The sequence below is a fragment of the Actinoplanes rectilineatus genome (genome assembly GCF_000962825.1).
In the GTDB taxonomy this organism is placed as follows: domain Bacteria; phylum Actinomycetota; class Actinomycetes; order Mycobacteriales; family Micromonosporaceae; genus Actinoplanes; species Actinoplanes rectilineatus.
Genome location: NZ_JZKF01000016.1, coordinates 59,042 through 72,868 on the forward strand (window position 1 = coordinate 59,042; position 13,827 = coordinate 72,868).

At 70.4% G+C, this 13,827-nt stretch carries 5 protein-coding genes and 1 pseudogene; 5 read left to right on the forward strand and 1 reads right to left on the reverse strand.

Annotated elements, in window-relative coordinates:
* Nucleotides 1-25: 25 nt before the first annotated feature.
* From WH85_RS14875 to WH85_RS53995, 4 genes and pseudogenes are all read left to right on the forward strand, one after another.
* A complete protein-coding gene (locus tag WH85_RS14875; RefSeq protein WP_045742444.1) occupies nucleotides 26-1,195 on the forward strand; it encodes an FAD-dependent oxidoreductase in 1,170 nt (389 codons plus the stop codon).
* A 200-nt stretch (nucleotides 1,196-1,395) separates the two neighbouring features.
* Nucleotides 1,396-3,069: a coenzyme B12-dependent isobutyryl-CoA mutase large subunit gene (gene icmA, locus WH85_RS14880; RefSeq protein ID WP_045742445.1), complete on the forward strand. Its 1,674-nt coding sequence runs from the start codon at nucleotides 1,396-1,398 to the stop codon at nucleotides 3,067-3,069.
* Between the two features lie 73 nt (nucleotides 3,070-3,142).
* The gene (locus WH85_RS14885) at nucleotides 3,143-4,099 is read left to right on the forward strand and encodes a tetratricopeptide repeat protein (RefSeq protein WP_045742446.1); all 957 of its coding nucleotides are present in this window, start codon (nucleotides 3,143-3,145) and stop codon (nucleotides 4,097-4,099) included.
* A gap of 10 nt (nucleotides 4,100-4,109) precedes the next feature.
* A pseudogene (locus tag WH85_RS53995) lies at nucleotides 4,110-5,007 on the forward strand (arginase family protein); the annotation flags it as partial.
* 1,464 nt (nucleotides 5,008-6,471) lie between these two features.
* Here WH85_RS53995 and WH85_RS14895 read toward each other — a convergent pair.
* Nucleotides 6,472-8,376, reverse strand: coding sequence for a penicillin-binding transpeptidase domain-containing protein (locus WH85_RS14895; RefSeq protein WP_045742448.1), 1,905 nt, complete (start codon nucleotides 8,374-8,376; stop codon nucleotides 6,472-6,474).
* A gap of 199 nt (nucleotides 8,377-8,575) precedes the next feature.
* On the opposite strand from WH85_RS14895, the gene WH85_RS14900 reads away from it, so the two are divergent.
* Nucleotides 8,576-13,525, forward strand: coding sequence for an NAD-glutamate dehydrogenase (locus tag WH85_RS14900; RefSeq protein ID WP_045742449.1), 4,950 nt, complete (start codon nucleotides 8,576-8,578; stop codon nucleotides 13,523-13,525).
* Nucleotides 13,526-13,827: the final 302 nt, after the last annotated feature.

The following is a 13,827-nucleotide window of genomic DNA, read 5'->3' on the forward strand; positions in this document are numbered from 1 at the left end:
TAGTCATCTCATCAATAGTCATCTTATGACTAAAGAAGCGATCGTCATCGGGGGCGGCATCGCGGGTCCGGTCGCCGCCCTCGCCCTGCACCGGATCGGCTGGCAGCCGCGCGTCTACGAGGCCCGCCCGGCCGACAGTGACGAGCGAGGCGCCTTCCTGACCGTCGCGGTCAACGGGCTGGCGGCCCTCTCCGCACTCGACCTCGACCCGGCACATGTGCTCGCCGCCGGGTTCGCCACCCCCACCGTGGAGATGAGCAACGGCCGGGGCCGCCGCCTCGCGGTGCTGCCGCTGGGCGGTCCGACCCCGGACGGGATCACCAGCACCACCATCCGCCGTGGTGACCTCTACGCCGCCCTGCGCGCCGAGGTGGCCGCTCGGGGCATCCCGATCGAGCACGGGCGGCGGCTGACCGGGTTCACCGAGACGCCGGACCGGGTGACGGCCGTCTTCGCCGACGGCACGACCGCCGAGGGCGGCCTGCTGATCGGTGCCGACGGTCTGCGCTCCCGGACCCGGGCGGTGCTCAACCCGGGCGGTCCGGAGCCGGCGTACGTGGGCCTGCTCAACGCGGGCGGTTTCACCTCCCGGCCGGTCGAGACGGCTCCGGACCGGCTCGTCCGGATGGCCTTCGGGCGCCGGTCGTTCTTCGGCTGGGTGACCGCGCCCGGTGGCGAGACCTGGTGGTTCGCCAACCCGCCGAGCAGGCGGCCGGTGCGGCCCGGCGACTTCACGCCGGAGTCCTGGCGGGCGTACCTGCTCGGCCTCTTCGCCGATGACGCCTTCCCGGCCACCGAGATCATCCGGGCCACCGACGAGATCCTCGGCCCGTGGAACACCGAGGACCTGCGCCGGGTGCCGGTCTGGCGGTCCGGCCGGGCGGTCCTGCTCGGCGACGCGGCACACGCCGTCTCGCCGTCGGCCGGGCAGGGCGTGTCGATGGCGATCGAGGACGCGGTGACGCTGGGCCGCTGCCTGGACCGGTCGGCCGTCGTCCCGGAGGCTCTCGCCGCCTACGAGGGTCTGCGGCGTACGCGAGTGGAGCGGGTGGTCCGGCAGGGCCGGCGCAACGGCAGCGGCAAGACCACCGGGCCGGTCGGGTCGGCGATCCGGGACGCGATGTTCCCGGTGGTGATGCGGATGCTGTCCCGCAAGGGTGACCCGCAGGCCTGGATCCTCGAGCACCGCGTCTGAGAGACGGGGAGCCCCGGCAGCGTGGCGGACGCTACCGGGGCCGGGGAAGGGATGTCCGCGTCCCACTGTGGCGTCCGGGTGGCCCCCGGACAACAGGGAAACCCCTGGTCGGATAGACATTCTGCAGATGCCACTCATATCGACCATCACAAGTGGGTCATAGCCTTAGCGATCGTTCAGTTCTGTTCTACGATGACGGCATGGACGCCGCCGAGATAGCCGCCGGCCGGGAACGCTGGCAACGCCGCTACGACGCCGCCCGCAAACGGGACGCCGACTTCACCACGCTCTCCGGCAGCCCCGTCGACCCGGTCTACGGGCCACCGGACGGCACCGCACTGCCCGGCTTCGAACGCATCGGCTGGCCGGGCGAATTCCCGTACACCCGAGGTCTTCATCCGACCGGATATCGCGGACGGACCTGGACCATCCGCCAGTTCGCGGGGTTCGGCAACGCCCGGCAGACCAACGAGCGCTACAAGATGATCCTGGCGGCCGGGGGCGGCGGCCTCAGCGTCGCCTTCGACATGCCCACCCTGATGGGACGCGACTCGGACGAGCCGCAGTCACTCGGCGAGGTCGGCCACTGTGGTGTCGCGATCGACTCGGCCGCCGACATGGACGTCCTGTTCGACGGCATCCCGCTGCAGGACGTCACCACCAGCATGACCATCTCCGGTCCGGCGGTGCCGGTCTTCTGCATGTACCTGGTGGCCGCCGAACGTCAGGGCGCCCAGATCGGCAAGCTCGACGGCACCCTGCAGACCGACATCTTCAAGGAGTACATCGCACAGAAGGAGTGGCTGTTCGAACCGGAGCCGCACCTGCGCCTGATCGGCGACCTGATGGAGTACTGCGCCGCCGAGATCCCCCGCTACAAGCCGCTCTCGGTCAGCGGCTACCACATCCGGGAGGCCGGGTCGACCGCCGCGCAGGAGCTGGCCTACACGCTCGCCGACGGTTTCGGATACGTCGAGCTGGGCCTCTCCCGGGGCCTCGACGTGAACACCTTCGCCCCGGGCCTGAGCTTCTTCTTCGACGCGCACGTCGACTTCTTCGAGGAGATCGCCAAGTTCCGCGCCGCCCGCCGGATCTGGGCCCGGCACCTGCGTGACGACTACGGTGCCACCAGCGAGAAAGCGCTCTGGCTCAAGTTCCACACCCAGACCGCGGGCGTCTCGCTCACCGCCCAGCAGCCGGTCAACAACGTGGTCCGCACCGCGGTCGAGGCACTGGCGGCGGTGCTCGGCGGCACCAACTCGCTGCACACCAACGCCCTCGACGAGACCCTCGCCCTGCCCACCGACGAATCCGCCGAGATCGCCCTGCGGACCCAGCAGGTGCTGATGGAGGAGACCGGGGTGGTCAACGTGGCCGACCCGCTCGGCGGCTCCTGGTATGTCGAAGCCCTCACCGACCGGATCGAGGCCGAGGCGGAAGAGATCTTCACCCGGATCCGTGACCTCGGCCACGACGGCAGCATCACCCAGGGCATCCTGCGGGGCATCGAGGACGGCTGGTTCACCGCGCACATCGCCGAGGCCGCCTTCACGTACCAGCAGTCGCTGGAGAAGAACGCGAAACGGGTGGTCGGCGTCAACGCCCACACCGGCACCGTCGCCAAAGACCTGGAGATCCTTCGTGTCTCCCACGAGGTCGAGGTGGTGCAGCGGCGCGAGCTGGGCGCTCGCAAGATCGACCGCGATGGGGTACGCGTCGGAGCCGCGCTGGACCGGCTGCTGGCGGTGTCGCGTACCACCGAGAACATGATCCCCGCGATGCTCGACGCGGCCCGGGCCGAGGCCACCCTGGGAGAGATCTGCGGGGCACTGAAAGGTGAATGGGGAATCTACCGCGAGCCGGCCCGGTTCTGACGGTTGTGACGTCCGATATCGGCCGCCTGGTGGCGGCGCGAACAGCCATGACTGCGTGCGAGACTAGGTAACCATGAGCGACCCACGGACCACTCCGTCGATCTTCACCCGCGGCGCGGTCGATCTCAGCGCGCTGCGCCCCTCGGCCCCGGCCAAGCCGGCCGAGCCGAGCCGTCCCGCCACGAATGGCGACGCCCCGGCCGAGGGTCTCCCCGGCGGCGGCGGCCCCGGCCTCCCGGGCACGGTCCCGGGCCTCGCCCCGGCGACCATCATCGAGGTCACCGAGGACAACTTCCAGACCGTCGTGCTGGAACAGTCGCTGACCATCCCGGTCCTGCTGGACTTCTGGGCCGAGTGGTGCGGGCCGTGCAAGCAACTCTCCCCGGTCCTGGAACGACTCGCGGCCGAGGGCGGCGGCTCCTGGATCCTCGGCAAGGTCGATGTGGACGCCAACCCGCGTCTCGCCCAGGTCTTCCGGGTGCAGGGCATCCCGATGGTGCTGGCCGTCATCGGCGGCCAGCCGGTCGAGGGCTTCACCGGCGTCCTCCCCGAGGCACAGATCCGCCAGTACATCGACGCGGTCCTCAACGCCGCCGGTGTCAGCGTGGCCGCTCCGGAGGACCCGCGCCTGGACGCCGCCGACGACGCGCTGATGACCGGCGACCTGGACGCGGCCGAAGCGGCCTACCGGAAGATCCTCGCCGAATCGCCGGCCGACACCGCCGCCGAAGCGGGACTCGCCCAGGTCGAGCTCTACCGCCGGATCGGCGACGCCGACCCGTCCGCCGCGCTCGCCAAGGCCGAGGCCGACCCGGACGACATCGAGGCGCAGCGTCTCGCCGCCGACGTCGAGGTGCTCAACGGGCAGGCCGACAAGGCCTACGCACGGCTGGTCGCCGCGGTCCGCCGGTCGGCAGGCGACGAACGCGACGCCGTACGCAAGCATCTGTTGTCGCTCTTCAGCATGGCCGGCCCGGACGACCCGGCGGTGGCAGGCGCGCGTCGCGCGCTCGCCAGCGCCCTCTTCTGAGCCCTCGACAATCGGAGAAGGGGAGGGCGTCGTGCGCCGCATCGCCGTTCTGGACGCACCGTCCAATCTCGGCCTGCGCCCGCCGACCGCGACGTCGGTGCCAGGCTGCGGCAAAGCGCCCGGCGCCCTCCGCGATCAGGGCCTGCTGACCCGGCTCGCCGCCCGGGACGCGGGCTGCCTCACCCCACCCCGCTACGACCCCGGCGACTGGCGACCCGGCGACGGCGTCGCACACGCCCCGGAGATCGCCGCCTACTCGAGGGCCCTCGCCGACCGGATCGGCGCGATCATCGACGGCGGCGAGTTCCCGGTGATACTGGGCGGGGACTGCTCCATCCTGATCGGCGCCGGCCTCGCCATGCACCGCCTCGGTGAGGCGGTCGGCGGGCGGGTCGGCCTGGTCTTCGTCGACGGCCACTCCGACTTCCGGCACCCGGGCAACGCCTCCTACGTGGGCGCCGCCGCGGGCGAGGACCTGGCCCTGGTGACCGGCCGCGGCCAGGCGAACCTGGCCGCGATCGAGAGCCGCCGGCCCTACTTCCGGGACATCGACGTGGTCGTCCTCGGCATCCGTGCCCAGGACGAGTACCGCCTCGACCTGCAGGCCGCGGGGATAGTGACCCGGCCGGTGCCCGCACTGCGCGCCGAGGGCGCGGCCCGCAGTGCCCAGTGGGCCCGCGACCAGCTGGTCGACTGCGCCGGGTACTGGGTGCACATGGACGTGGACGTCCTCGACCCGGCGGTGATGCCGGCGGTGGACGCGCCGGACCCGGGCGGCATCGCCTTCCCCGAACTGGAACTGCTCCTCAGCGGCCTGGTCGAGTCCCCGCACTGCCTGGGCGTGGAGATCACGGTCTTCGACCCGGACTACGACCCGGACGGCCGCTATGCGGCGGAGATCGCGTCCGCGGTGGTGAGCGGACTGTCGGCGGTGCGGGCGACGGACCGGCCGGACCTGGTGGCGGCCCGCGAGGACCTGGCGACGCCGCTGTTACCCGTGGTCATCCCCGAGGCGGACGTCGTTCCCAAAGCCGTTCCCGACCCGGTGGCTGTCGTGGCTCCCGAGGTGGCCGTCGAGCCTGTGGCCGGTGCTGAGCCTGTGGCCGGTGCCGAGCCTGTGGCCCGTGCTGAGCCTGTGGCCCGTGCTGAGCCTGAGGTCGACGCCGATTCTGAGGTCGACGCCGAGCCTGAGGCTGTCGTCGAGAACGGGGAGCCGGTCGGCGAGGACGGGTCCGCTCAAGATCTTGTGGCTGAAATAGATCAGTCGGCGGATCAGTCGGACGGGGATGAGTCCGGGCCGTCCGACTCTGAACCGGCCGTCGTGGATCCCGCTGAGGGTGCTGCCGAGTCCTTCGCGGGTGGGGCGGCGACCGGCGAGTCCCTCGATGGTGAGACCGACGCTGTCGAACCCGCCGACGAGATCGCCGAGCCGGTGGATCAGGTCACCCAGCCGGGGGATGAACTCGCCGAGCCCGCGGATGAGTCGGCTGAGCCCGCGAATGAGTCGGCCCAGCCCGCGGATGAGTCGGCTGAGCCCGAGGATGAGTTGACCGAGCCCGCGGATGAGCCGGTCCGGCCCGCGGATGAGTTGCCTCGGCCTGAGGATGAGCTGGCGCAGACTGTGGATGATTTTGTCCCGACTACGGACGCCGCCTCGGTCGCCGAACCCGACATATCCGATGAGTCCACCGCGGCTGACGAGGCGGAACGGGTGGTTCCCGTGACGGCGACCGCCGATCCCGGAGAACCGCGGCGGCCCGACATCCGCCTGCTCAGCCGGCCGTTGGGCTCCGCGCCGCTGCTCGATTCCGAACCGTTGCCGGCCACCCGCCCGGGAATGCTCCGTCCCCGTCCGCCGATGGATCCGCCTGCCGCCGGCGCTCTCTGGAACCCCTACATCCCCGGCCCCGGTCTCCCGCCCGGCGCAGCCTGACTTCCCTCCCACGGTCCGACTCTCCGTGCGGCCCGGCGGCGCCGATTCCCGGACGGCTCTGCTGATGAAGGTGTTGCCGGGACCATCGAGCGGCGTTCGCCGGATCGGCGTGCCGCGCGGAAATCTGCTGGGTGAGTGCGTGCCGGGCGAACCGGGCCAGCTGAGCTGGGGATGCCACAGCACCGCGTCCATGGACCTCGCGCCCGTGCTGGACACGCCTGCCGCCCGTGCCGGACAGGCCCGCCGCCCGTGCCGGACAGGCCCGCCGCCCGTGCCGGACAGGCCCGCCGCCCGTGCCGGACAGGCCCGCCGCCCGTGCTGGACGCGCCCGTGCTGGACGCGCCCGTGCCAGACGCGCCCGTGCTGGACACGCCCGTGCCGGACACGCCTGGACATGGAGAAGCCGGGGCCGATCGGCCCCGGCTCTGTGGTGGGGGAACTACTTGTTCAGGGTGGTCAGGAAGCGCTTGGCGATCGGGACGGCGGCCTCGGAACCGGCGCCGCCCTTCTGCACCATCACGGCGAACGCCACGTCGCCCTGGTAGCCGACGAACCAGGCGTGCGTCTCGTCGGAGCCGGTCTTGAACTCGGCGGTGCCGGTCTTGCCGTGGACGGGCTTGCCCTTCACATCTTTCAGGGACTTACCGGTGCCGCTGGTGACGACCTCGCGCATCATCGCGCGCAGGGCGGTCACCGCCTCCTTGTCCAACTCGGGTCCGGCGGTGCCGGGCTGGGCGGGTGCCGGGTCGAGGACCAGTTTCGGCGGCTGGAACCGGCCCTTGGCCACCGCCGCGGTGGCCACCGCCATGGTCAGTGGGCTGACCACGGTGCTGCCCTGGCCGAAGACGGCCGCGGCGAGTTCGGTGGCGGTGCCGCCGTCGGAGACCTGGCCGGCGTACGTCTCGACGCCCAGGTCGTAGCTGGCGCCGATGCCGAGTGCCGTGGACGCCTCCTGCAGTCCGGCCGCGGTGAGTTTCGGGGCGAGGCTGACGAACGCGGTGTTGCAGGACTTGGCGAAGTCGGTGTGGAAGGGGACCTTGCCGAGTTCGAAGTCGTTGGAGTTCTTGAACTCGCGGTCGTTGACCTTGATCGACTTGGGGCAGTTGACGGTGGTGTCGGCGGTGACCACCTTCTTGGACAGCACCCCGTACGCGGTGACCACCTTGTACGTCGACCCGGGCGGTACCTGGCCGCTGAGCGCCGTGTTGACGCCGCCCGCGTCCGGCCCGTTGGAGGTGGCCAGCACCGCGCCGTCGCTGATCCGGACGGCGACCAGGGAGCTCGGTTGTTTCTCGGCGGCGGTGGCGGTGTCGGCGGCGTTCTGGACCGCCGTGTCGATCGTGATCTTGACGGCTTTGCCGGCGACCGGGTCCGCGGAGAAGATCTTGGTGTCCTCGGTGGTGCCGTCCGCGGCCTCCTTGGCGATCACCACGGCCATGCCGGGGGTGCCGCGGAGCACGTCGTCGTACTTCTGCTGGATGCCGCCGTGTCCGGCTTGGTCGCCGACGACGAGGGTGTCCGGGCGGGCGTCGATGTCGTCCTTGGTGGCGGCGTCGACCGTGCCGAGCAGGGCGCGGGCGAACACCCGGGTGGGGGCGAGCAGTCGCGACTCCTGGCGGAAGACGGTGCCGTCGAGTCCGCGTACATCATCTCTGATCTTGGCGTAGTCGGTGGCCCGCAGGGTGAGCACATCGAGGAAGGCCCCGGGGTCCGCCTTGCCGGCCCGGTCCGCCAGATCGCTCAGGTCGAGGTCGACGTCGATCTTCTTGAACGCCGCGACGAGACCCTTCTCCAGGGCCGCCTGATCGGTGATCTTCTCCGGGCTGACCCCGACCACGACGACGTCGTGCGGTCCGACCAGTGCCTTCCCGGTCGCGTCGACGACACCCGCGCGGTCCGCCGCGACCCGGCGCAGCCGCAGCTTGTCGCCGCTGGTCAGCTGCGGCTGGAGCAGGGCGGGTTCCCAGATGATCTGCCAGTCGCCGTCCTTGCGGATGCTGCGGACCGTGCTCTGGTACGTCCACGGCACGTCCCCCGGCAGGGTCCACCCGACGTTGATGGGGGTGCTGGCGTTGTCACCGGTCTCGGTGGTGGCGCCGGCCACCTTCACCTCGAGCGGCTGCTGATCGAGGTCGCCGTAGAGCTCCCGGATCTTGCTGAGCACGTCGGCCGCCGCGATCCGGCCACCCTCCGCGGTGACGAAGGCGAGTTCGTTGACGTCGCCGCTCTTCCACCCGGTCAGGAATTCCTGGACGACGTCCTCCGGCGGATCGGAGGAACAGCCGGCCAGTCCGCCGGCGGCGATCATCAGCAGAGTGGCGAATCCGGCCGTGGAGCGGCGCATGAGTGTCCCTTCCCGTGGGCAGCAGAAGGAACCGTAGTAGGCACGCGCCCGTCACGGGATACCGCAGTGGTTTATACGGCGCATAACAGCACATCGGCGTGCTGGCACACCCGGGGTGTGAGATCCGTCCCGCCGGGCGAACTACTCTGTGCGAGACACGTTCGAACCCACAGTGCCGTGGGTGAGGGGAGCGCTGGACATGGCTGTCACCGACCAGGCAGCGACTGATTCTGATCAAACCGAGCCCGATCAACTCGTGCCCGGGCCCGGGACCGCCCTGACCGGGCGTCTGGGCGCCTCGAACGACTCCACGGAGGGCGAGCTCGACCAGCCCCTGCCGGACGCCGAGCGTCTGGTGGCGCAGGCGGTCCAGCGGGCCGGCGACGACCACACCACCGCTTCGCTGATCGACCGCTTCTGGCGGTTCGCACCGGACGAGGAGCTGGTCGGTTACACGCCCGAGGAGATGTTCGAGGCCGCGGTTCAGCATCGGGAGCTGGCTCGAAACCGTCTGCCCGGCGAGCTGAAGCTCGCCGTGACCGAGCCGATGGGCGCGCAGGGCCACACGATCCTGCAGATCGTCATCGACGACATGCCGTTCCTGGTCGACTCGGTGATAGCGCTGCTGACCGCGCACAACCTGCAGGTCTACCTGATGGTGCACCCGCTGATCGTGGTGCGGCGCGAGCCGTTGGGCGCGCTCGCGGAGCTCGAGGCCGAGGTCGAGCCGGACGACGCCATCGAGGGCGACGTCGTGGAGAGCTGGATCCGGATCGAGATCGACCCGGTCCGCCGGGCGGACGCCCGCGAGCAGTTGATCAACGATGTGCGCCGGGTGCTCACCGACGTGCGCGACGCGGTCGAGGACTGGCCGCGGATGCGCCGGAGCGCCGAGACCATCGCCGACGAGCTGGCCGCCTCCTGCGAGTCGCCGCGCCGGCTGCCGGTGCCGGACAAGGACGTCACCGACTCGATCGAGCTGCTCCGCTGGCTCGCCGACGACCACTTCACGTTCCTCGGCTACCGCGAGTACAAACTGGACGGCGGCGTCCTGACCGCGGTGCACGGCACCGGGCTGGGCATCCTGCGCGGGGACAGCAAGCCGCGCAGGATCTCCGACGAGATGGCCGCCGAGGCGTACGCACGTGCCCTCGAGAAACGCCTGCTGGTGATAACCAAGGCGAACTCGCGGGCCACCGTGCACCGCTCGGCGTACCTCGACTACATCGGGGTGAAGGTCTTCGACATCAATGGTGAGGTGGTCGGGGAACGGCGCTTCCTCGGGCTCTTCTCGTCGTCGGCCTACCGGACCAGTGTCCGCGAGCTTCCGGTGGTCAAGCGCAAGGTGATGGAGGTGATGGACCGGTCCGGTCTGTCGCCGCGCGGCCACTCCGGCAAGGACCTCCTGCAGATCCTGGAGACGTATCCCCGGGACGAGCTCTTCCAGATCAAGACCGATGACCTGTACGAGGCGGTCATCGGCGTGCTGCGGATGGCCGGCCGCCGGCAGTTGCGCCTGTTCCTGCGCCGCGACGGGTACGGCCGGTTCATCTCCTGCCTGATCTATCTGCCCCGGGACCGGTTCACCACCGGCAACCGGCTGCGCATGCAGGAGATCCTGCTCCGCGAGCTGAACGGTGTCGGCGTCGACTACACGACCCGGGTCACCGAGCGGATGCTGGCGCGGGTGCACTTCATCGTGCGGACCGACCCGGCCGACCCGCCCGGCCCGCAGGACCCGAACGTGCTGGCCGAGCAGCTCGCCGACGCCACCCGGATGTGGGACGACGACTTCTCGCTGGTGCTCGAACGCAAGCTCGGCGACGAACCGGCGAAGGACCTGTTCAACCGGTACTCCGCGGCGTACCCGGAGAGTTACAAGAACTCCCACACGCCGTACGAGGGCATGCAGGACCTGGCCAAGCTGGAACTGCTCGAGGAGCCGGGCCAGCTCTCCATGCACCTGTTCCGGCGCCGGCGGCTGGGCTCGGGCGGCACCCCGGAACCGGACGAGCGCGACGTGCGTTTCAAGGTCTACCGGTACGGCGAGCCGATGATGCTCTCCGCCGTGCTGCCCGTCCTGCACTCGCTGGGTGTCCAGGTCACCGACGAGCGGCCGTACGAGATCCGCCGTCCCGACGGGGTCATCTACCTCTACGACTTCGGTCTGCTGCCGCCGTCCGGCCACCGCGAGCTGGCCGAGGTCCGTCCCCAGGTGGAGAACGCGTTCGCCGCCACCTGGCGGGGCGAGGCCGAGGTGGACGGCTTCAACGAGCTGGTGCTGCGGGCCGGTCTCACCTGGCGGCAGGTGGTGGTGCTCCGGGCGTACGCGAAATATCTCCGGCAGACCGGAAACGTCTTCTCGCAGCGTTATCTCGAGTCGACCTTCACGGCGTACCCGGAGATCGCCCGTCTGCTGGTGCAGCTCTTCGAGACCCGGTTCTCGCCGGCGTTGCAGGTCGAGGCGGCCGAACGCGGTCGCCGGGCCGGTGAGCTGCACGATCAGATCACCGAGCGGCTCGACCAGGTGGACAGCCTCGACCAGGACCGGATCCTGCGGTCCTACCTGACGCTGATCGGGGCCACCCTGCGGACCAGCTTCTTCCAGCGTGGGGCGGAGGGCCGTCCGAAGTCCTACGTGGCGTTCAAGCTGGACCCGCAGGCCGTCCCGGACATGCCGCAGCCCCGCCCGAAATACGAGATCTTCGTCTACTCGCCGCGGTTCGAGGGTGTGCACCTGCGGTTCGGTGCCGTCGCCCGCGGCGGTCTGCGCTGGTCGGACCGGCGGGAGGACTTCCGTACCGAGGTCCTCGGCCTGGTCAAGGCGCAGATGGTGAAGAACTCCGTGATCGTGCCGGTGGGCGCCAAGGGCGGCTTCGTGCTCAAGCAGAAGCCGGGCGACCGCGACGAGGCGGTGGAGTGCTACAAGCGCTTCATCACCGCGCTGCTCGACGTCACCGACAACATCCAGGGCGGCAAGATCGTTCCGCCGGAGGACGTGGTCCGGCACGACGGCGACGACCCCTACCTGGTGGTGGCGGCGGACAAGGGCACCGCGACGTTCAGCGACATCGCCAACGAGATCTCGGTCCGCAAGGACTTCTGGATGGGCGACGCGTTCGCCTCCGGCGGTTCGGCCGGCTACGACCACAAGAAGATGGGCATCACCGCCCGTGGCGCGTGGGAGTCGGTCAAGAAGCACTTCCGCGATCTCGGCATCGACACCCAGACCCAGGACTTCACCGTGGTCGGCGTCGGCGACATGTCGGGTGACGTGTTCGGCAACGGCATGCTGCTGTCGGAGCACATCCGGCTGATCGCGGCCTTCGACCACCGGCACATCTTCCTGGACCCCGACCCACAGGCCGACATCTCGTACGCGGAACGCAAACGGCTCTTCGACCTCCCGCGTTCCTCCTGGGCCGACTACGACACGTCCCTGATCAGCGAGGGCGGCGGCGTCTACCCGCGCAGCGCCAAGTCGATCCCGGTCAGCCCGCAGATCCGCGAGCGGCTGGGCCTCGGCGACGCGGCGGTGGTCAGCCCCGGCGAGCTGATGCGCGCCATCCTCAAGGCGCCGGTCGACCTGTTCTTCAACGGCGGCATCGGCACCTACGTGAAGGCGGCCTCCGAGTCGCACGCCGAGGTCGGTGACAAGGCCAACGACGCGATCCGGGTCAACGGCGCCGACCTGCGGGTCAAGGTGGCCGGCGAGGGCGGCAACCTGGGCCTGACCCAGCGCGGGCGGATCGAGTTCGCCCGGGCCGGCGGTCTGGTGTTCACCGACTTCATCGACAACTCGGCCGGCGTGGACTGCTCCGACCACGAGGTCAACATCAAGATCCTGCTGGGCGGGGCGGTCGCCGACGGCGAGATGACCGTTCCGGAACGCGACGAACTGCTCGCCCAGATGACCGACGAGGTCGGCGCCCTGGTGCTGCGGGACAACTACGAGCAGGCGATGGCACTCGGCAACGCCCGGTCGCAGGCGCACTCGCTGCTCCCGGTGCACCGCCGGATGCTCAAGTCGCTCGAGGAACGCGGCGTGCTCAACCGGGAGCTGGAGGCTCTGCCGTCGGACAAGGAGCTCGCCGCCCGGTACGAGTCGGGCGAGGGTCTGTCGGCGCCGGAGTTCGCGGTGCTTCTCGCGTACGTCAAGATCTCCTTGGAGCGTGAGGTCCTCGCCGACGAGCTCGTCGACGAGAGCTGGACCACAGAGGTTCTGACCCGGTATTTCCCCACTCCGCTGCGGGAGCGTTTCGCCGGGCGGATGGCGGGTCACCGGCTGCGCCGCGAGATCATCTCCACGGCGCTGGTGAACGAGATCGTCAACCGGGGTGGCACGTCGTTCGTCCACCGGGCGATGGAGGAGAGCGGGGCGTCGGGCGCCGACGTGATCCGTGCCTACGTGGTGGTCCGCGACGTGTTCGGTCTGCGCGACATCTGGGCGGCCGCCGAGGCGCTGGACAACAAGGTGGCCACCTCCGCGCAGACGCTGGTCTTCCTGGAGACCCGGCGCCTGCTCGACCGGGCGGTCCGCTGGCTGGTCAGCACCCGGCGTTCGCCGATCGACGTGGCCGGTGAGATCGCCAAGCTCGGCAGCGGCGTGTCCCGGCTGCTGCCCGAGTTGCCGCGGGTGCTCGTCGGCACGGAGCAGCAGGCCCTGGAACGGCGTGCGGACACGCTCGCCGGCAAGGGCGTCCCCGAGGACCTGGCCGGGCGGATCAGCCGGGTGTTCTACGGGTTCGGCCTGCTCGACATCCTGGAGACGGCCGCGGCCGTCGAGAAGGACCCGTTCGAGGTGGCCCAGGTGTACTTCGTGCTGTCCGCCCGGTTCGGGGTGGACACGCTGCTGTCGCACATCTCCCGGCTGCCGCGCAACGACCGGTGGCAGACGCTGGCCCGGATGGCGCTGCGTTACGACCTGTACGCGGCGCTCGCGGCCCTCACCGCGGAGGTGCTCCAGTCGACGGCGTCGGAGACGTCCGCCGAGGACCGGGTGTCCGAGTGGGAGCAGAAGAACGCGGCGTCCATCGCCCGCGCGTCGAACGCGATGGGCAACGTCGAGGATTCGCCGGCCGATCTGGCGGCGCTGTCCGTCCTGTTGCGGCAGATCCGCACCCTGGTGAAGACGAGTTCCGCAGCCTGAGACGACCGGTGGCGGCCCCGACAGCGGGGCCGTCACCGTCCAGCTGTGCCGCCTTGTCCAGCTGTGCCGTGTTGTTCAGCAGGGCCGGTGGTGCACTGCGCTGCGAGGGCCGGCGGGATTCGCCGCGGCGTGCGGTCACGAGAGTGAGGTTCGGTGAACCGGGCTGCGGCGACTGCTCCCGAAGTCCTGCCGCGCCCGGTTCACCGTCTGCGTCGCGGTTCGAGCTGGTCCCGAGCCGAGATCCGCGACGTCCCCAGATCCACCTGCAGACATGACGCTACGTGATCCCTAGGCGTCGCCGA

What these genes read in the sequence shown, in the direction of transcription:
- WH85_RS14875 (WP_045742444.1), top strand. Translation starts at nt 26, where the DNA reads ATGACTAAAGAAGCGATCGTCATCGGGGGCGGCATCGCGGGTCCGGTC.
- icmA (WP_045742445.1), top strand. Translation starts at nt 1,396, where the DNA reads ATGGACGCCGCCGAGATAGCCGCCGGCCGGGAACGCTGGCAACGCCGC.
- WH85_RS14885 (WP_045742446.1), top strand. Translation starts at nt 3,143, where the DNA reads ATGAGCGACCCACGGACCACTCCGTCGATCTTCACCCGCGGCGCGGTC.
- WH85_RS14895 (WP_045742448.1), bottom strand. Translation starts at nt 8,376, where the DNA reads ATGCGCCGCTCCACGGCCGGATTCGCCACTCTGCTGATGATCGCCGCC.
- WH85_RS14900 (WP_045742449.1), top strand. Translation starts at nt 8,576, where the DNA reads ATGGCTGTCACCGACCAGGCAGCGACTGATTCTGATCAAACCGAGCCC.